This is a genomic window from Nonomuraea sp. 10N515B (genome assembly GCF_052245915.1).
Lineage (GTDB): Bacteria > Actinomycetota > Actinomycetes > Streptosporangiales > Streptosporangiaceae > Nonomuraea.
On sequence record NZ_JBQQBQ010000106.1, the window covers coordinates 1 to 18,976 of the forward strand.

The window sequence follows — 18,976 nt, forward strand, 5'->3', positions numbered from 1 at the left end:
CATTCTCGTGGAGATCGAGCCGGGATTGTTCGCTCAGCCACGTCCATAGCCCGGCAACGAGCCCGTGACCAGCCCTCCTCATGCAGCGCAAGCGATCAAAGGGACATCAACTCGCGAACCGCCCTCTCATAAGCGACGGCCGGGGTTGCAGGCGGGCATAGGCGATGGTCGGGTTGTAGGTGAGCGCAGGCCACGGTCGGGTTTGCACGTGCCGCAAGCGACGGCTGGGGTTGTAGGTGAGCGCAGGCGATGGGCGGGGTTGTAGGTGGGTGGGCGCAGGCGACGGCCGGGTTGCAGCCTGGCGCAGGCGGGGACGTGCGTTAGCCGATTGCCAAGGGCTGGTCGTCGGGGTCGTCGGCGAAGCCGGGGACCCAGCGGATCACCTCGTCGCGGAAGCGAGCGGTGGTGCCCAGTTGGCAGAGCACGCCTACGCCTGCCGCATGCACCCGATGGATGAGCACGTACGACGTCGGCAGGTTGAGTTGGCGCACCACGTTGCCGGGGCGTAGGTCCGTGACGCCGGCCGCCTGAGCCTGGAGCCACTCCCGGCTGAACGTGAACTCCTCCACGGCCGTCGGTTCGACATACGGCGCGAGGAAAGCACGCAAGGCGTCGGGGTCGATCTCGATGTCACTGCGGATGAAGCCTTCCTGACGCAGCCCCGTCACGACGGTTTCCATGTCGCCCTGGTTGAAGATGCGCATTAACTGCCCGAAGACCCTGGGGTAGCCATCGGGCATGCGGTTGACCGCGCCGAAGTCCAGGACACCGAGCTTGCCGTTGGCCAGCACGCGGAAATTGCCCGGGTGCGGGTCGGCGTGGAGCATCCCCACCCGAGCCGGCGAGCAGAACAGGAAACGGACGAAGAGCAGGCCGGCGTGGTCGCGTTCTTCTTGGGTGCCCTCGGTGATGACGCGCGACAGCGGAGTGCCGTCCATCCACTCGGTGACCAGCACCATTTCGTTGGCTGCGATCACGTCAGGGACGTGGAAGTCGGGGTCGCCGTCGAACTCGAGGGCGAAGGCATGTTGGGCCTCGGCCTCGCGGAGATAGTCGAGCTCCTCCGCGACCCGCTCACGCAGCTCCGACAGCACGGCCTTCATGTCGAGGCCAGGCAGTAAGACGCCGAACAGCTTGCCCAGCCGGGCCAGCTGGGCGAAGTCGCCGAGCAGGGCCTTGCCCGCCCCCGGGTACTGGATCTTGACGGCCACCTCCCGGCCGTCGTGCCACACGGCCTTGTGTACCTGGCCGATGGAGGCGGCGGCGGTCGGCTGGTCGTCGAACGAGCGGAAATGGTCCCGCCAGTCGTCGCCCAACTGCTCCGTGAGCACCTTGTGGACGGTGGAGACGGGGAGCGGGGGAGCGGCGTCCTGCAGCTTGGTCAAGGTGGCGCGGTAGGGGCCGACGATCTCCGGCGGAAGCGCCGCCTCGAAAATCGACAGCGCCTGGCCGAGCTTCATCGCACCGCCCTTGAGTTCGCCGAGCACCTTGAAGACCTGCTCGGCCGTACGCTGCTGGACTTCCTGCGCCACGAACTCAGCGGACTTGCCGCCGAGACGTTTGCCCAGTCCGAGGGCGGCGCGACCGGCGAATCCCAAGGGAAGCGTGGCCAGCTTGGCAGAACGCGTGACAGCACGGCGCGGAAGATCGCTCACACTGATGCGCGGAACCTCGGCAGAGATGCCGCTTCCCCCCTTCGTGGTCGTCCCCAGGAACAGGTCAGTCGCGTTTGGGCGACATGACCATTCTTAGCGAATAAGGATCGTTTCGCATACAACGACATTGCGGGTGCACGCGCCACGCCTGCCTTTTCCAGTGCCAATCAGGGGAGACGTCCATTGTGCCGTTCGTCACAGCGGACTCCTGGCCGTCGAGATGAGCAAGCGCATGCCCGGTCGCCTGTGCCGCGACCAGGGTCGCGAGAGTCGTGTCGCAGGCGATCTCGCCGGGCGGATAACCGCCCAGCCGAGCGGTGACGATCGGCCAGGTTGGGTCGTGGTCGCGGCGGGTCAGGTCCAGACAGTGCAGGCAGGCCGTCTCGCCGGGCAACACCAGCGGGCCGACCGTGCCGTGACCTTCGAAGGCGGATGCCAGCAGGTGGGGGATGCCGAGGCAGGTGAGCTCGTTGACCAGCACGCCGTCCAGCGGGCCGACGGGCGCGAGGATGATCAGGTCGGGACGGTCTGACCGGTCTCCCAGGTACGTTCCTCCGGCCAGCACCTCGACCGCCGGCCTGACCAGCTCCTGCCCGTCGATCCGCTGGTCCTTCCGCCTCCTGCGGGTGACCGGCTGAGCTCCATCTCCTCCCCGCCCGGCGCCCTCCTGTGCCTGAGTCCCCGGAGCCTGCGCCATGGGAGCCTGCGCCCGTTGGGCCTGCGCCATGGGAGTCTGCGCCCGTTGGGCCTGCGCCCGTTGGGCCTGCGCCCGTTGGGCCTGCGCCCTTTGAGCCGGTGTCCCCTGGGTCGGTGTCCCCTGGGTCGGGGTGCTTTGGGTCGGGGTGCTTTGCGCCGGGGTCCTCTGCTTCGGAGTCCCTAGCGTCTCGGCCGTCTCCGCCTTGGACCTCCGCGTCTCTGTTCCGCTTCTCTCTGCGGTGTGTGCTCTTTCGGGGTGTCCCTGGGGTGCGGCCCGGCGTTGGCCCTGCCAGCCGTCCGTACGAGTGTGCGCGCCTGACCCGGGCGCGGCGGCGGCGGGCGTCGATGCAGCGAGCGGGACCGCAGGGGAGGCGGCAGGCCTGGGCGTCCTGGCAGCCGACCGCCCGTTGCCCTGCGGCGGCGCGCTGCGTCCCTGGCCGGGCTGCAACCCAGACGCCGACGAAGCCGAGCCGGTGGCGCCGGGCGGTGGGACGCGGGAGCCGGTGGCGGCGGGTGGTGGGACGCGGGAGACCGTGGCGGCGGGTGGTGGGACGCGGGAGCCGGTTGCGCCGCGCCAGCCCGAGAGCAGCCTGCGGGCCGCCGCCACCGCGCCCTCTTCCCGCGTCAGACCCAGCTCCGACCACGTCAGCCCGCCGGGCGTGATGTCGCTCGCCCGGACGGCGCCCGAGTCGATCACTCGGATGTGCCCCACACCGGCGGCCGCCAGCAGGACCACGATCTGAGCACCCACCCGCCCGGCCCCATAGACCCGCACCCGGGCGGCCCGCCGCCGCATCAGGAGCCCGATTCCGCCCTCGGGCGCGGTCGAAGCCAGGTCCAGGGCATCGAGGTCGGGTCTCAAACGGTCGCGCTCGGCGAGTGTGAGGTCGCGCAGGGGCGCGGGGCTGGTGGCGGCGTCGTGGAGCGCGCCTTGCGCGGTGAGCTGGTCGAGCAGGGAACGCGCGCGGCACTCGTCGAGCCCGGCGGCGTTGGCCGCGTCCAGCACGCGTGCCAGGTCACGGGTGCCGTCGAGGCCCTCGATCCACTGCTGGACTGATCGGGCCAGACCGGACAGCTTGATGGCGCGCAGCGGGTGCACGCCGTATTGCAGGGTCTGCTCGTCGCGGACGATGCGCCGGAGGGCGGGCTTCACACGTGGCCTCATGGCGGGAAAGGTTCGCACGGCGCAGCAAGATCCCGAGTCGGTTCCGGCCCGCCTGTGGATAACTTCCGGCCCTCGTCGGCGTCCAGCCCGCGCGCGATGCGGTCCCGACGGTTGCGAGGCGAAGGATAAAGATCCGGTAAATCAATCTTTCCTCAAGAATGACCTACGCTTCCCCGGCTGGTCATCGCCTCGAAGATCGCCCAGTAACCCGTATCGATTGCCACAAGTCCGCCCAAAGCGGCCCAGAACCAAGACCGTCAAAGCCCTGAAACCCACGCTGTGCTGGGAATTCCCGTCCCGCCCCACCGCCAGGACCCCGTCAGGCCTGCTGGAGTGCCTGGCCGCGCATCGGGAAACGCGTCTGCCCAAATTCACCGGGTCTTAATCATCTGACCAGCAGAAACAACGTCCACCCTCTGTGGAATTTCGCCAGTCTCGGCTACCGTGCATATGTGCCCCCCGAGACAGTCGAGGTTCGTCGCAGTTCTCGTCGCCGGCGTACGGTTTCCGCCTACCGCGACGGCGACAAGACGATCGTGCTCCTGCCCGCCTGGCTGAGCGGTGAAGACGCGGATGAATGGGTGAGCCGGATGCTGGATCGGCTGGCCGCGAAGGAAAGCCGGCGGAGGCCGACCGAAGAGGGCCTGCTGGAGCGGGCAAGGGAGCTGTCGGCGAAATATCTCGACGGCAAGGCCGAGCCCGTGAGCGTGCGCTGGGTCGACAACCAGCAACACCGCTGGGGCTCCTGCACCCCGGAGAACGGAACGATCCGGATCTCCACCCGCCTCAAGGGCCTGCCCGAATGGGTCATCAACTACGTGATCATCCACGAGCTCGTGCACCTGCTCGTGCCCAGCCACGGCCCCAAGTTCTGGGCGCTGGTGGAACAGTATCCGAAAGCGGAGCGGGCGCGCGGGTTCTTGGAGGGGTTCTCCGCCGCGGCCCACACGGCGCCGGAGGAGTGTTGACGCGCCTCGTCGCGGTCCTCGTACGTCAGCACATGGCGCAGGCGGCGCCGCCGGGCGTCGACCCGCGAGAGTTCCTCGAGGCGATGGCCGAGGACACCTACGAGATGGTCGCGGGACTCGAGCTCGTCACCCCTGTCCTGATCACCAGCGTGCCCGGCCTGGAGGAGATCGTCTGGCCCGGCACCGAGATCGTCACGATAGCGGAGGACGAGCCGTTGCAGGCCGTGCTCGGCCGGCTCAAGGCCGATCAGGCCGCCGTGATCTGCGGTGACGCGCCGGACCTGCCGCCCCTGCTGGTCGGCAAGCTGTTCAGGGAGCTCGGCAGGGCGGAGATCACCGTCTGCCCGGCGGAGAACGGCGGCGCCGTGGCCCTGGCCTGCGCACTCCCCGCCCCCGCCTGGGCCGCCCCGGACCTGGACGACGAGAACGTGGTGGGCGCGTTGCGCGCCCAGGCCCCGGGACCCCGGAGGGTCGCCACCACCCCGGGCTGGCACCGCCTGCGCACACCGCAAGACGTCGAACGCCTGGACCCCGGCCTCGAGGGCTGGGACAACACCAGGGCGCTGATCAGCGCACGGTGAGCGAACCCGGCTCAGGGCCACGGTGAGCGACCCGACCCAGGGCCACGGTGAGCGACCCGGCTCAGGCGCGAGGCGCGACCCGGCTCAGGGCACGGTGAGCGCGGCCAGCACGGCGCGATGGTCGGTTCCCGGGACGTCGCGCACGCTGACTTCCCGTACGCCCACCCGCCGGTCCACCAGCACATGGTCGATCGTGATGATCGGCGGCACCCGCTTGTTGGCGGGCCACGTCGGGATCAACCCGGCCCCCACCTGAGCGGCAGCGTCCTTGTAACCCCTGGCCAGCAGCTTACGCAGGGCCGCGTGGTCGAGGGAGGCGTTGAAGTCGCCCGCCAGGATCCGCACCCGGTCGGGAGAGGTGGACGGCAGGGCGGCCAGCGCGTCGTTCCACTGGGTGACGTTCGGGCCGAGCGGCGGGTAGGGGTGCACGTCGACGACCTCGATCGGGTTCCCTCCAGGCAACGACACCAGCGCGGCGGGCATCTTGTGCCCCACCGGCGGCACCACGTCGGGCAGCTGCTCCATGGCGTGCTTGGAGTAGAGCCCGCTGCCGCCGGCGCTCCACTCGTCCTCCAGCACGCGATGCGGCATCAGCTCCTTGAGCCCGGCCGCGTCCAAGTCGGCGACCGCCCCGGGCGTCAGCTCCTGCGTGCTGAGCACGTCAGGCTCGAACTCCCGGACCAGCTTCATGATCGCGTCGATGTCGGCCCGGCCGTACAGCATGTTGATCGTCATGACCTTGAGCGGCCGGCCGGCCGTCGCCTCGGCCGTGCCCAGCGCCCTGGGCAGCACGCTGAAACCGAGTGCGGTCGTGGTGAGTAACGCCACGGCGGTGGCGGCGCGTTTGCGCCCGACCGCGGCGATAAGGAGGGGAACCAGCGAGCCCGCCGCCGCGTACGGGGTCGCGGTCATGAGCTGCGTGGGCAACGACCCCCGCTCCAGCCCCGCCACCCTGGCGACCGCCCACGCCGCGAACGGGCTCACGGCCACCCACGTCAGCGCCGACCCGGTGAACCTCCGGCGTCTGCGAGCGGGCGTCACGATCGTGCCGCCGATGGGCGACTCAGCCGAAGTGCTCACCAAATCCCCCCTCTGGTACGACGCAAAGGACTCTAGCCAAGTGCGCGCGAACCAGAGCCGAGCACGGCCTGTCCACGTTTGGCCAATCGCCGCGTCGCGTCGTCCGACGGGTCGGGGATCTCGTCGACGGGGAACCAGCGCAGGTCCAGCGACTCCTCACTGATCACCGCCTCGGCGCCGGGCGGCGCCACGGCCGCGTACTCGACGTCGAGGTGCCAGCTGTTCGGCGGGTGGCACCACACGACGTGCTTGTCCACCGCCAGCGGCCCAGGAAGCAGCTCAAGTCCGGAAATGCCGGACTCCTCCCAGGCTTCCCGCAGCGCCGCGGCCGCGAGCGAGGTGTCGGAGACCTCGCAGTGCCCGCCCATCGGCAGCCACATCCCGGCCTTCGGATGCAGCGTGAGCAGCACCTGCGTGCCGTCGTGCGACAGCACCGCCGTCGTCGCCGTCAAGTGCCCGGGCACACACGCGCGCGACATCGCGTCGTCGTGCGCCCGCAGGTGGTCGAGGAACTCCTTGCGCAGCGCCTCTTCCTCGGGCGTGGGGGCGGTCCAGGCGGACAGCACCGCCACCGCGTCGCGGTGCAGGCTCAACTCTTGTCGCCCTCGCCGTCGCCCGGCTCGCGCTGGTCGCCCTGCTCGCCTTCAGCCTCGGTGCCGCCCGGCTTGCCCTCGAACTGGGAGATGTCCCAGGCGGCCTCGCCGCGGACGAACGCGTCGGGGTCGTCGAGGTCGTCGGCCGTCGGCATGAGGTCCGGGTGGCCCCACAGCGCGTCGCGGCCGTCGATCCCGCGCTCGCTCTCCAGAGCCCGCCACAGCGCCGCCGCCTCGCGCAGCCGCCGGGGCCGCAGCTCCAGCCCCACCAGCGTCCCGAACGTGACCTCGGCGGGACCGCCGGTGGCCCGGCGCCTGCGTACGGTCTCGGCCAGGGCGACGGCGGAGGGCAGCTTGCCTTCCGCGGCCCGGTCGACCACGGTGGCGACCCAGCCTTCGACCAGGGCGAGCATCGTCTCCAGCCGCGCCAGGGCGGCCTTCTGCCGCTCGGTCTCCTCAGGCTTGAGCAGCTTGCCGCCGCTCAGCGCCTCCTGGATCGCCTCGGGGTTGTTGATGTCGAGCCCGCGGATCTGCTCTTCGAGCGCGGAAGTGTCGAGCGTGATGCCCTTGGCGTATTCCTCGACCGCGCCCAGCAGGTGCGAGCGCAGCCACGGCACGTGCTGGAACAGCCGGTGGTGCGCGGCCTCGCGCAGCGCCAGATAGATCCTGATCTCCTCGGAGGGCATCTCCAGGCCCTCGCTGAAGGAGGCGATGCCGCCGGGCAGCAGCGCGGCCGTGTCGGACAGTGGCAGGCCGATGTCGGTCGTGCCGATCACCTCGCGGGCGAGCGAGCCGATGGCCTGGCCGATCTGCTGGCCGACCATCATGCCGCCCATTTGCTTGAGCATGCCCATGAGAGGGCCGGCCATCTGCTGGGCCTCGGGCGGCAGGCCCGAACCGCCGAGAGCGCCGCCCATGGTCTCGACCATGCGCTCGGCGATCGGCTCGCAAAGTTTGCGCCAAATCGGGATGGTGTTTTCGATCCACTCGGACCGGCTCCAGGCCTGCGGGTTGGCCACGCCGCTGGGCAGCGCGGTCGCCTCGTTCAGCCACAGGTCGGCCAGGCTCAGCGCCTCCACGATCTGGCGGCGCTCGCCTTCCATGACGCTCGGGTCGCCCTCGGCCACCACGGCATGCCGGGCGATGTTCTTTGCCATGTCCCAGTTGACAGGGCCTGAACCCTGAGGTGCCGACAACATGTCGGCGAACTGGCGCATCGCCTGAGCCATCTGCTCAGGGTTGCCGAACATGGCGAACGGGTTTTCGTTAGGGTCGTTTTCGCGACCTGGCAGGTCAGTCACCGCTCTACCTCGTGCAGGATGGAGGAGTCCACATCCGCCACGTTAGTCGTCCTACGGCGGATCAGTGCAAAGTGAGGACCTGGTGCCTACCTCGAAACGCCCGCGCCATCCCGTCGTCGCCGTGACCGGCGCGGCCTCCGGCATCGGCCGCGAGCTGCTCGCAAGGCTCGTATCCTCCGCGGGTTTCCGCAGGGTGGTGGCCATCGACGAGCAGCGCGGTGACGTTCAGGAAGCCACGTGGAGAGTGATCGACGTACGGGATCCGCTCTTGGCGAACCGCATCGCTGACATCGACGTGCTGGTCCATCTGGCCGGCGACTACGCGGTGGACTCCGACCCGGTGGCCCGGCGGGCCTACAACCTGCGCGCCGCCCAGACGGTGCTGACGGCGTGCGCCGCGGCACGCGTGCGCCGTGTGGTGTTGGTCACGAGCGCGATGGTCTACGGCGCCGCGCCGGACAACGAGGTGCCCCTGCCCGAGGATGCCCCGGTGGCGGCCGAGCCCGACACCGGCGTCGTGGGCGACTACCTGGAGATCGAGTCCCTGGTGCGCAGATCGCTGCGCAGCCATCCCGGGCTCGAGGTGACCGTGCTGCGCCCGGCGGCGGTCGTCGGCCCGGGCGTCGACACCGTGATCACCCGGCACTTCGAGTCGCCCAGGCTCCTGACCGTCAAGGGCTGCACCCCGCACTGGCAGTTCTGCCACGTCGAGGACCTGATCTCGGCGCTGGAGCTGGCCGCCCGCGGAGTCGTCACCGGCGTGGTGGCGGTCGGCTCCGACGGGTGGCTGGAGCAGGAGCAGGTCGAGGAGCTGTCCGGCATCCGCAGGTTCGAGCTGCCCGCCGGGCTGACGTTCGGCACGGCGCAGCGGCTCCACAGGCTCGGCATCACCCCGGCGCCCGCGACCGACCTGCACTACGTGGTCTACCCGTGGGTCGTGGACTGCACGGCGCTGCGGGAGGCGGGCTGGAAGCCGTCGTGGACCAACGAGGCCGCGCTCGAGCAGCAGTTGGAGCTGCTGGAGAAGAGGACGACCGTGGTCGGCAGGCGGCTGCCCGTCAAGGAGGCCACGCTCACCGCGGCCGGCGCCACCGTCGCCGTCATCGGCACCGCCGCGATCGTCCGCCAGGTACGCAAAAAGAGGCGTCAGTAAAGGTTAGGCTCTTTCCCGTGGACGTCATCCGATTGCTTGGCATTCGCGACACCCCGCTGTCCGTGGACGAGGTGCTGGCCGCCGTGGGCGACCACGCCGCGGGCGGCACCGCGATCTTCGTGGGCACCGTGCGGGAGCAGGACCATGGCAAGCCCGTGACCAGGCTCTCCTACTCCGCGCATCCCACGGCGGAAGCCGAGCTGCGCGCGGTGGCGGAGAAGGTCGCCGCCGACTTCCCCGTGACGGCGCTGGCCGCCGTGCACCGGGTGGGCGACCTGGAGCTGGGCGACACGGCCGTCATCGTCGCGGTGGCCACCCCGCACAGGGACGAGGCGTTCAAGGCCTCCCGCAGGTTGATCGACGACCTCAAGGCGCAGGTCCCGATCTGGAAACACCAGGTCTTCGCCGACGGCGAGACCGAGTGGGTCGGCGCCTGCGAATAAGCTCATCATCATGTCACGACGCGCCCTGACCCTGCTGCTCGCGGGATTCCTCGTGCTCGCGCTGGGGGTGGTGGGAGCGTTCCGGCCGGTCCCGTACGTCGTGCTGAGCCCCGGCCCGACCGAGAACACCATCGGCGAGGTCGACAAGAAGCCCGTGATCGCGATCAAGGGCCGGCAGACCTATCCCACCACCGGCGCGCTGAGCCTGGTGACGGTGGCCTACCAGGGCGGCCCGGCCGCGCAGATCGACCTGCTGACGGCGTTGCGCGGCTGGATCGACCCCACCGTGGCCGTGGTCCCGCAGGAGACCATCTTCGCTCCCGACCGTGACCCCAAGGACGTCGAGGAGGAAAACACGGTCGAGATGACCAACTCCCAAGACTCCGCCACCGCCGCCGCGCTCACCGAGCTCAAGATTCCCTTCAGCATGGTCGTGACCGTTCTGTCCACGGAAAAGGGCAAGCCCGCCGACGGCAAGTTGCAGAAGGGCGACGAGATCAACTCCGTCGACGGCAAGGCGGCCACGGACGTCAACGTGGTGAGCGACGGGGTCAAGGCACACAAGCCCGGCGAGAGCGTGACCTTCAACGTCACCCGGGGCAAGGAGAAACTCGACGTCACCGTGCAGACGGTGGACGCCAAGGGACAGCCCCAAGTGGGCGTGGTCATGCAGGCGAAATACAAGTTCCCGTTCGACGTCGACATCAATGTGGGCGACGTCGGCGGGCCCAGCGCGGGGCTGATGTTCTCGCTCGGCATATTGGACAAGCTCACGCCCGGCGAGCTCACGGGCGGCAAGAAGATCGCCGGCACCGGCACTATCCAGCCGACGGGCGAGGTCGGCGCGATCGGCGGCATCCAGCAGAAAATGGTGGGCGCCAAGGAATCCGGCGCGACCATATTCCTGACCCCCGCCGACAACTGCACCGAGGCCATGAAGGCCGTTCCCGAGGGCCTTCGGCTGGTCAGAGCGGATACCCTGCATGACACAGTGCTGGCGCTGGACGCACTGCGCACGGGCAACGGAAACGTGCCCGCGTGCGAGGCCGGATGAAACTTCTGGCGACCGCCGTGCGTTAGCCGTATGGCTGGCCTAGCGGTGTAGGTTGCCAGAACACGGACCGTTTCTTCATCACGACGAGGGGTTGGCCTTGAGCTTCCGGACCCCAGGAGCCGGCAGGGCGATGCGCTTGCCCCGTCGGCCACGACTGCTTCTGCCTGTGGCGATCGCTCTCGTGGCGATCGTGGCATTGTTCTTCCTGTTTTCCGGTATCTATACCGACTATTTGTGGTTTGACGCTGCCGACTACTCGTCGGTGTTCACCGGCGTAGTGCTGACCGAGATCGCGCTTTTCGTGGTCGGGGCGCTGCTCATGGTCGCCATCGCCGGCGGCAACATGCTGCTGGCGTTCCGCACGCGGCCGATGTTCGGGCCCGCGATGTTCGGCGGCGCCAGCGGCGCCGATCGCTATCGTATGGCGCTCGATCCCCACCGTAAGCTGATCTTCATCGTCGGCATGGGACTTCTCGCGCTCTTCTCCGGCTCCTCGTTCGCGGGGCAGTGGGAGACGTGGCTGAAGTTCATCAACGGTGTGCCGGTCGGCAAGCAGGACAGGCTGCACGGGTGGGACATCTCGTTCTACATGTTCGACCTGCCGTTCATCCGGATGACGCTGAACTTCCTGTTCACCGCCGTGATCATCTCGGCCATCCTGGCGGCCATCACGCACTACCTCTACGGCGGGTTCCGCCTGCAGTCGCCGGGCGTGCACGCTTCCAGGGCGGCGCGGGTGCACCTGTCCGTGCTGCTCGGCATCTTCGTGCTGCTCAAGGCCGTCGCCTACTGGGTCGACCGCTACAGCCTGGTCTTCTCCGACCGCGGCTTCGTGCACGGCGCGTCCTACACCGACGTCAACGCCGTCCTGCCGGCCAAGACCATTCTCGCGATCATCGCGCTGATCTGCGCCGCGCTGTTCTTCGCCGGCGTGGTGCGGCCCGGCGGCATGCTGCCCGGGGTCTCCTTCGGCCTGCTGGTGCTCTCGGCCATCCTGATCGGCGGCGTCTACCCGGCGCTGGTCGAGCAGTTCCAGGTCAAGCCCAACCAGCAGGGCAAGGAGGCGGCCTACATCCAGCGCAACATCGAGGCCACGCGGGAGGCCTACAACGTCGACAAGACCGAGGTCGAGACCTACAACGCCCAGGCCGACCCGACCAAGGTCCAGGCCGGCGGCGACACCTCGGTCTCCGGTGTGCGACTGCTGGACCCGGCGCTGGTCTCGTCCACCTACGAGCAGACTCAGCGCATCCGCGGCTTCTACAACTTCGCCGAGCCGCTCGACGTCGACCGCTACCCCGACAGCACCGGCAAGATGATCGACCATGTCGTCGGCGTCCGGGAGCTGACCGGTCCGGACGCGGGCCAGAACAACTGGATCAACCGGCACCTGGTCTACACCCACGGCTACGGCTTCGTCGCGGCGCCCGGCAACAAGGTCGACTCCCAGGGTCTGCCCGACTACGACGCCAAGGACATGCCGGTCACCGGCCCGCTCGTCGACAGCACCAAGCTCAAGGAGCCGCGGGTCTACTACGGCGAGGACCAGAGCTCTGGTGACTACGTCATCGCCGGCGGCAACCCGAAGAACCCGCAGGAGCTCGACTACCCGAAGACGGGTGGCACGGGCCAGGAGAACACGACCTACACCGGCGGCGGCGTGCCCGTCGGATCGTTCTTCAACAGGCTTCTCTACGCCGCCAAGTACGGCGAGGCGAACATCCTGCTCTCGGGCGACGTCAACGACAACTCCAAGATCCTGTACGAGCGCAACCCGCGTGACAGGGTCCAGAAGGTCGCCCCGTTCCTCACGCTCGACGGCAACCCCTACCCGACGATCGTCGACGGGCGCATCGTCTGGATCGTCGACGGTTACACGACGTCCAACGACTACCCGTACTCGCAGAGCGAGAGCCTCGACGACATGACGCGCGACACGTCGACCGACCGCCGCGTGATCGCGCAGCAGCCGAGCGACAAGATCAACTACATGCGCAACTCGGTCAAGGCCACGGTCGACGCCTACGACGGCACGGTCAAGCTCTACGGCTGGGACACCAACGACCCGGTGCTGAAGACCTGGAGCGCGGCCTTCCCCGGCATCATCCGCCCGGCCTCGGAGATGAGCGCCGAGCTGCGCAGCCACGTGCGCTACCCGGAGGACCTGTTCAAGGTGCAGCGCTACACCCTGTCGCGCTACCACATCACCGACCCGGCCGCCTTCTACAGCGGCCAGGACTTCTGGAACGTCCCCGGCGACCCCACCCAGGGCGACAAGAACATCAAGCAGCCGCCCTACTACCTGACCACAACGATGCCGGGCGGCACGCCGGCGTTCTCGCTGACGACGACGTTCGTGCCGCGTCAGGGGCCCAACCTGGCGGCGTTCATGGCGGTCGACTCGTCGGCCGGCTCCGGCTACGGGCGCATCCGCATCCTGCGGATGCCGTCGAGCACCCCCATCCCCGGTCCTGGACAGGCGCAAAACTCCTTCCAGAGCCGGTTCGCGGGTGAGCTCAACCTGCTGGGCGTCGGCGCCTCGTCGGTCCGCTACGGCAACCTGCTGACGCTCCCGTACGCGGGCGGCCTGGTCTACATCGAACCGGTGTACATCCAGGTGGCCGCCGGCGGCGGGCAGGAGCCGTACCCGATCCTGCAGCGGGTGCTGGTGTCGTACGGCGCCAAGATCGGTGTGGGCCGCACGCTGGACGAGGCTCTGAAGGAGGTCTTCGGCGAGCAGGAGCAGCAACAGCAGCAGCAGCCCCAGCAACAACAACAGCCCAGCCAGACCAGCACGGCGCTCAACACGGCGATCTCCAACGCCAGGAAGGCCTACGAGGACGCCCAGAAGGCGCTGCAGGCCAGCCCTCCGGACTGGGACGCCTATGGCGAGGCGCAGAAGCGGCTGGAGGAGGCGCTGAAGGCGCTGCAGAGCGCCAACACGCAGCAGCCGGCGCCCACGGCCAGCCCGACGGCCTCGCCGACCGCCACGCCCACCACCTCGCCGACGGGATCGCCCTCGCCGACAGGATCACCACAGGCGCAGGGCACGTCTTAGCCGTTCGGTTTGCGTCATCCCCGCGTTGCCGTCTAGTCTTAAGGCACAACGCGACGCGGGGTGGAGCAGTTCGGTAGCTCGCTGGGCTCATAACCCAGAGGTCGCAGGTTCAAATCCTGCCCCCGCTACCATGTCGAAAGGCCCGGGAAACCGGGCCTTTCGTGCGTTCTGCGGTGGGTTTGCTTTAACTGGCGCGAGCACTCGCTCGGGGCTGTATAGTTATAGATGTAAGACAGCAACGCGGGGTGGAGCAGTTCGGTAGCTCGCTGGGCTCATAACCCAGAGGTCGTAGGTTCAAATCCTGCCCCCGCTACCAAACACAAAGTCCCCGGCCATTCGGCCGGGGACTTTGTCATTTCCAGCGGGTATGGTGCCCTTCTCGCCGCAGGCGGGCGTTGCTCCCCGACCGCGCGAGTGATTACATCATTACATGAATGATGAGACAGTGCCGACGCTGTACGAGTGGGCGGGTGGCACCGAGGCGTTCGAGCGGCTGACCGAGGCGTTCTACCGCACCGTGGTGAAGGACGACGTGATCGGGCCGTTGTTCGCGCACATGGACCCGGATCATCCCCAACACGTCGCCATGTGGTTGAGCGAGGTGTTCGGCGGCCCTGACCGCTACACCAACGAACGCGGCGGCTACGCCAACATGCTCCGCCACCACCTCGGCAAGGCGATCACCGAACAGCAGCGCCGCAGGTGGGTGAATCTCCTCATGGACGCCGCCGACGAGGTCGGGCTGCCCGACGACCCAGAGTTCAGGGCGGCGTTCGCCGGCTACATCGAATGGGGCACCCGGTTGGCCAAGCACAACTCCCAGCCCGGGGCGGCGCCTCCGCCGCAGGCGCCGGTGCCGCACTGGGGTTGGGGGGTCGCTCCGCCGTACCAGCCTTAACCTGGAGGAATGGGAGGCACGGCCCGCGGGCGGTTGCGCGTCTACCTGGGCGCGGCCCCAGGGGTGGGCAAGACGTTCGCCATGCTGAGCGAGGCGCGCCGGGGCCGGGAACGCGGCAAGGACGTGGTCGTGGGTTTCGTCGAGACCTACGGCCGCGCCCACACCGCCCGTCTGCTCGAGGGCCTGGAGATCCTCCCGAGGAAGACCATGGCCTACCGGGGCGCGACGTTCACCGAGCTCGACCCCGACGCCGTCATCGCCCGCGCTCCCACCGTGGCGCTGATCGACGAGCTCGCCCACACGAACGTCCCCGGCTCCCGCAACTCCAAGCGCTGGCAGGACGTCGAGGAGATCCTCGACGCCGGCATCGATGTCATCTCCACCGTCAACATCCAGCACCTCGAATCGCTGAACGACGTGGTCGAGCAGATCACCGGCGTGCGACAGCGCGAGACCGTGCCGGACGAGGTGGTGCGGCGGGCCGACCAGATCGAGCTGGTCGACATGGCGCCCGAGGCACTGCGCCGCCGCATGGCGCACGGCAACGTGTACGCCCCCGAGAAGCTGGACGCGGCGCTGGCCAACTACTTCCGCGTCGGCAACCTGACCGCTCTGCGTGAGCTGGCGCTGCTCTGGGTCGCGGGCAAGGTCGACGAACAGCTCGACCGCTACCGTACGGAACACGCCATCCACGGCACCTGGGAGACCCGCGAGCGCGTCGTCGTGGCGCTCACCGGCGGCCCCGAAGGGGACACGCTCGTCCGCCGAGCCGCGCGCATCGCGGCGCGCACCAAGGGCTCGGATCTGCTGGCCGTGCACGTCACCAGGGCCGACGGCCTGGCTTCCGGCGGCGACCCGGCGCACCTGGCCCGCCAGCGCACGCTCGTCGAGGACCTGGGCGGCACGTACCACCAGGTGATCGGTGACGACGTGCCCCGGACGCTGCTCGAGTTCGCGCGCGGTGTGAACGCCACCCAACTCGTCCTCGGTGCGTCGAAGAGAGGGCGGCTGGCGCAGATCGTCTCGCGAGGCGTCGGGGTGACGACGACGGCCCTGTCAGGAACCATCGACGTGCACATGGTCACGCATGAGGCGACCAGGAAGGGGCGCGATCGGGCGCGGTCGAGGGCGGCGCTGACCCGCACCCGGCGTGCGTACGGCTGGGGGCTGACCCTGCTCGGGATGCCGCTGCTCACGGCCGCACTGCGGCCGCTGCACCTGTCGCTGCCCAATGAGATCCTGCTCTTCCTGCTGCTCGTGGTGGGCGTGGCGCTGGTGGGCGGCATGTGGCCGGCGCTCGCGGCGGCGGTGCTCGGGTTCGGGCTGCTCAACTGGTTCTTCACGCCGCCGCTGCACACGTTGACGATCGCCGAGCCGGAGAACGTGCTCGCGCTGGTCATCTTCGTGCTCGTCGCGGTCATGGTGAGCACGGTCGTCGACCTGGCGGCCAGACGGAGCAGGGAGGCGGCGCGATCGCGGGCCGACGCGGAGGTGCTCGCCACGCTGGCCGGCCATGTGCTGCGGGGCGAGGCGGCGCTGCCGTCGCTGCTGGCGAGGATGCGTGAGACGTTCGGCCTGACCTCGGTGACCCTGCTCGAACGCACGGACAATGCTCAGACCGGGCCGATCCCCGAGCGGATCAGCCACACCCGCCGGGACGACGGCTGGCGGATCGTCTCCACCTCGGGCGGTCCGCCCGCCACCTCGCCTGGGACAGCGGACATCGACATCATGATCGACGAGCGGCTGGCGTTGGCCGCCCACGGGCGGCTGCTCGACGCCAGCGATCGGCGGGTGCTTGAGGCGTTCGCGGCCGAGGCGGCGGTCGCGCTGCGGCAGCAACGACTGCGGGAGGCGGCCGAACGGGCCCGGCCACTGGCCGAGGCCGACAAGATGCGCACCGCCCTGCTCGCCGCCGTCAGCCACGACCTCCGTACGCCCCTCGCCTCGGCCATGGCCGCGATCGAGAGCCTGCGCGTTTCCGAGATCACGTGGTCGGAGGAGGACCGCGCCGAGTTGCTCGCCACCGCGGATGAGTCACTGATCAAGCTCAACCGCCTGATCTCGAATCTGCTCGACATGAGCCGGCTGCAAGCCGGCGCCCTCGGCGTGACCCTCCAGCCCGTGGCGATCGAGGACATCCTTCCGCGCGCACTCGACGACCTCGCCCCCGTGCCCGGCCTGATCAAGAGCGACATCCCCGCAGACCTCCCCGAGATCCTGGCCGATGCCGCGTTGCTGGAACGAATCCTCGTCAACCTCATGGCGAACGCCGCCCGCTACACCCCCGAGGGGGAGCACGTGCTCGTCACCGCGAGCCGGCTCGGGGAGAACGTCGAAATCCGCATCATCGACCGGGGCCCGGGCATTCCGCAGGAAGCGCATGAAAGGGTGTTCATGCCCTTCCAACGGCTCGGCGACCGCGACAACCACACGGGAGTAGGGCTGGGCCTGGCGCTCTCGCGCGGCCTCACCGAGGCGATGGGAGGCACGCTCGTCCTGGAGGACACACCCGGAGGGGGACTCACCATGGCCGTCTCGCTGCGGAGGGCAGCATGACCCGCGTGCTCGTCGTGGACGACGAACCGCAGATCCTGCGCGCCCTGCGGGTCAATCTCGCCGCCAGGCAGTACGAGGTCGCGGTCGCGCCCGACGGCGGCACGGCGCTGCGCCATGCCGCCGACTGGCATCCCGACCTGGTCATCCTCGACCTGGGACTGCCCGATCTCGACGGTGTCGAGGTCATCCAGGGGCTGCGGGGCTGGACGTCCGTGCCGATCATCGTCCTTTCCGGGCGGTCGGACAGCTCGGACAAGGTGGACGCGCTCGACGCGGGCGCCGACGACTACGTGACGAAGCCGTTCGGCATCGACGAACTGCTCGCCCGCATCCGCGCGGTGACCCGCCGTACGAGCCAGCAAGAGGAGGTCTCCTCGGTACAACTGGGCGACCACGTCATCGACCTGTCCAGCAAGACGATTTCGGGAGGGGTACGGCTGACGCCCACGGAATGGCACTTCCTGGAGATCCTGCTGCGGAACCCGGGCAAGCTCATCAGCCAGCGCCACCTCCTGACCGAGGTCTGGGGCGCCTCCTATCTCAAGGAGACGCACTACCTGCGCCAGTACATGGCGCAGCTGCGCCGCAAGCTCGAACGCGACCCGGCCCACCCGGTGCATCTGCTGACGGAGCCCGGCATGGGGTACCGGTTCCAGCCGTGACCTTCACGCCTTCCCGGCGATCATCGCGATGGCTTTCTGCACGGACCAGCCGAGCAGCAGCAGGGCGAAGGCGGCCTGCGCGATGCGCATCCATGGAGGAGAGAGCCCGTCCGCATAAATCACGACACCAACCCAGATCAGGCTGAAAGTCCCGACCAGGATGATTGCCGCCCAGTTCAGCCCCCGCTGCCACATATGCGCAGTCTTGCAGTCAGGGGTGAAAGAGGCGGTATGTCCGGAGTCGTCATCCAGTCACCGGTGGGGCAACATGTGCCGGTGTTGGCTGGGTTTACTTGCGTAGAGTCCTGTGCGTGCCGATGCAACGGCGCAGGCGCATGCCGCGAGGACGCTTCGGAGCGCTGTCCTCCATGGCGGCGGCCAGCGCGGCCCCCGCACGAGCGTCGGACAGGATGCGCTGCATGGCCTCGCCGTCCTCGGGGAGCTGACCCTGCTCGGCCAGCTCGCGCCTGAGGAACGTCAAGGGATCGGGCGCGTCCACGGCCTCGGCTGCCACCGAAGTCCGCGCGGCCGTGAGAAGGTGCAGGTAGTGGGAGCGCAGCACGGCCTCACGCATGCGGGCGTGCTCCAGGTCGTCGACCAGCGTCCTGGCGATTCTCAGCAGGTCCCCGGCATGGGTGGTCTCGTCGGCGAGGAAGGCGCGGATGTCGTCGAACTCCGAGCGGGTCATGGCGGGCACCTCCAAGAGCGCAGTCTGCTCGTGAGTACTTCGTACCTGAGGGCGATTGCGGATGACTTGCTGTCGGCTTGACCTGGCGTCGCCGGCGCGTGGACATGACAGAGGTTTGAGGGTCAGGTGGTGAGGGAAGGACCTCGTGATTACCTAAGTTGCGCGAAGTGGGTGCCGCGGGCTGCTAGAGTTGCCTAGCGCAGGGCGGCCGAGGGGCTCATGGAGCTCCGGAGATGCCCCGGCAAACCCCACTTCATTCTTGGTCATCCGGGACGATTCGCATCACTCCGGATGAGCTGGTAAGTTAGAGGGGTTGTCCCGGAAACGGGGCGCGACTTAATTCCCGCAGTTCTCGCGAGTCCGGTCAATTTGACAGGAATTCGAGGGGATGTAAGAATTAAGACATAACGCAAGACCGAAAC

16 protein-coding genes and 2 tRNA genes are annotated in these 18,976 nt (G+C 68.8%); 11 read left to right on the forward strand and 7 right to left on the reverse strand.

The annotated features are described in order from the left end of the window. Positions 1 to 320: 320 nt before the first annotated feature. Together ACTWQA_RS55840 and ACTWQA_RS55845 are read right to left on the reverse strand one after the other, a co-directional pair. On the reverse strand, positions 321 to 1,655 hold the full coding sequence (locus ACTWQA_RS55840; protein WP_443166929.1) for an ABC1 kinase family protein: 1,335 nt from the start codon (positions 1,653 to 1,655) through the stop codon (positions 321 to 323). A gap of 64 nt (positions 1,656 to 1,719) precedes the next feature. Continuing rightward, on the reverse strand, positions 1,720 to 3,516 hold the full coding sequence (locus tag ACTWQA_RS55845) for a ThiF family adenylyltransferase (protein ID WP_443166930.1): 1,797 nt from the start codon (positions 3,514 to 3,516) through the stop codon (positions 1,720 to 1,722). 452 nt (positions 3,517 to 3,968) lie between these two features. Here ACTWQA_RS55845 and ACTWQA_RS55850 point away from each other — a divergent pair, with 452 nt between their 5' ends. Then, positions 3,969 to 4,484 carry a M48 metallopeptidase family protein gene (locus ACTWQA_RS55850; RefSeq protein WP_305924153.1) on the forward strand — a complete coding sequence of 172 codons (516 nt, stop codon included), beginning with the start codon at positions 3,969 to 3,971 and terminating at the stop codon, positions 4,482 to 4,484. Continuing rightward, entirely contained in the window at positions 4,481 to 5,065 is a 585-nt protein-coding gene (locus ACTWQA_RS55855) for a DUF2064 domain-containing protein (RefSeq protein WP_443166931.1), read from the forward strand. The genes ACTWQA_RS55850 and ACTWQA_RS55855 overlap by 4 nt, the downstream gene beginning before the upstream one ends. A gap of 84 nt (positions 5,066 to 5,149) precedes the next feature. Here the strand turns inward: ACTWQA_RS55855 and ACTWQA_RS55860 are convergent, their stop codons facing one another. The 3 genes from ACTWQA_RS55860 to ACTWQA_RS55870 are packed head-to-tail and all read right to left on the reverse strand — an operon-like array spanning position 5,150 to position 8,039. Next, positions 5,150 to 6,145 (reverse strand): endonuclease/exonuclease/phosphatase family protein, encoded by a 996-nt coding sequence (locus ACTWQA_RS55860; protein ID WP_443166932.1) that lies wholly within the window; start codon positions 6,143 to 6,145, stop codon positions 5,150 to 5,152. Between the two features lie 32 nt (positions 6,146 to 6,177). After that, positions 6,178 to 6,738 (reverse strand): NUDIX hydrolase, encoded by a 561-nt coding sequence (locus ACTWQA_RS55865; RefSeq protein WP_327588998.1) that lies wholly within the window; start codon positions 6,736 to 6,738, stop codon positions 6,178 to 6,180. Then, positions 6,735 to 8,039 (reverse strand): zinc-dependent metalloprotease, encoded by a 1,305-nt coding sequence (locus ACTWQA_RS55870; RefSeq protein ID WP_443166933.1) that lies wholly within the window; start codon positions 8,037 to 8,039, stop codon positions 6,735 to 6,737. The genes ACTWQA_RS55865 and ACTWQA_RS55870 overlap by 4 nt, the downstream gene beginning before the upstream one ends. 79 nt (positions 8,040 to 8,118) lie before the next feature. Between ACTWQA_RS55870 and ACTWQA_RS55875 the strand changes: the two genes are divergently transcribed. The 9 genes from ACTWQA_RS55875 to ACTWQA_RS55915 all read left to right on the forward strand — a co-directional run bounded on the left by ACTWQA_RS55875 (position 8,119) and on the right by ACTWQA_RS55915 (position 17,866). Further along, positions 8,119 to 9,192 carry an NAD-dependent epimerase/dehydratase family protein gene (locus ACTWQA_RS55875; protein WP_305924220.1) on the forward strand — a complete coding sequence of 358 codons (1,074 nt, stop codon included), beginning with the start codon at positions 8,119 to 8,121 and terminating at the stop codon, positions 9,190 to 9,192. A gap of 17 nt (positions 9,193 to 9,209) precedes the next feature. After that, entirely contained in the window at positions 9,210 to 9,635 is a 426-nt protein-coding gene (locus tag ACTWQA_RS55880; RefSeq protein WP_443166934.1) for a molybdenum cofactor biosynthesis protein MoaE, read from the forward strand. Positions 9,636 to 9,645: 10 nt separating this feature from the next. Next, the gene (locus ACTWQA_RS55885; protein ID WP_443166935.1) at positions 9,646 to 10,689 is read left to right on the forward strand and encodes a YlbL family protein; all 1,044 of its coding nucleotides are present in this window, start codon (positions 9,646 to 9,648) and stop codon (positions 10,687 to 10,689) included. Positions 10,690 to 10,819: 130 nt separating this feature from the next. Continuing rightward, the gene (locus tag ACTWQA_RS55890; RefSeq protein WP_443166936.1) at positions 10,820 to 13,747 is read left to right on the forward strand and encodes a UPF0182 family membrane protein; all 2,928 of its coding nucleotides are present in this window, start codon (positions 10,820 to 10,822) and stop codon (positions 13,745 to 13,747) included. 54 nt (positions 13,748 to 13,801) lie between these two features. After that, positions 13,802 to 13,878: transfer RNA gene (locus ACTWQA_RS55895), tRNA-Met, on the forward strand. A gap of 108 nt (positions 13,879 to 13,986) precedes the next feature. Further along, positions 13,987 to 14,063 (forward strand) — tRNA-Met (locus ACTWQA_RS55900). A gap of 114 nt (positions 14,064 to 14,177) precedes the next feature. Continuing rightward, positions 14,178 to 14,645, forward strand: coding sequence for a group II truncated hemoglobin (locus tag ACTWQA_RS55905; RefSeq protein ID WP_443166937.1), 468 nt, complete (start codon positions 14,178 to 14,180; stop codon positions 14,643 to 14,645). A gap of 9 nt (positions 14,646 to 14,654) precedes the next feature. Continuing rightward, on the forward strand, positions 14,655 to 17,204 hold the full coding sequence (locus ACTWQA_RS55910; RefSeq protein ID WP_443166938.1) for a DUF4118 domain-containing protein: 2,550 nt from the start codon (positions 14,655 to 14,657) through the stop codon (positions 17,202 to 17,204). Beyond that, positions 17,201 to 17,866, forward strand: coding sequence for a response regulator (locus ACTWQA_RS55915; RefSeq protein WP_305924143.1), 666 nt, complete (start codon positions 17,201 to 17,203; stop codon positions 17,864 to 17,866). The genes ACTWQA_RS55910 and ACTWQA_RS55915 overlap by 4 nt, the downstream gene beginning before the upstream one ends. Positions 17,867 to 17,869: 3 nt before the next feature. On the opposite strand, the gene ACTWQA_RS55920 is transcribed toward ACTWQA_RS55915, so the two are convergent. Together ACTWQA_RS55920 and ACTWQA_RS55925 are read right to left on the reverse strand one after the other, a co-directional pair. After that, positions 17,870 to 18,061, reverse strand: coding sequence for a hypothetical protein (locus ACTWQA_RS55920; RefSeq protein WP_443166939.1), 192 nt, complete (start codon positions 18,059 to 18,061; stop codon positions 17,870 to 17,872). Positions 18,062 to 18,155: 94 nt separating this feature from the next. Beyond that, a complete protein-coding gene (locus ACTWQA_RS55925) occupies positions 18,156 to 18,554 on the reverse strand; it encodes a hypothetical protein (protein ID WP_443166940.1) in 399 nt (132 codons plus the stop codon). Between the last annotated feature and the right edge of the window lie 422 nt (positions 18,555 to 18,976).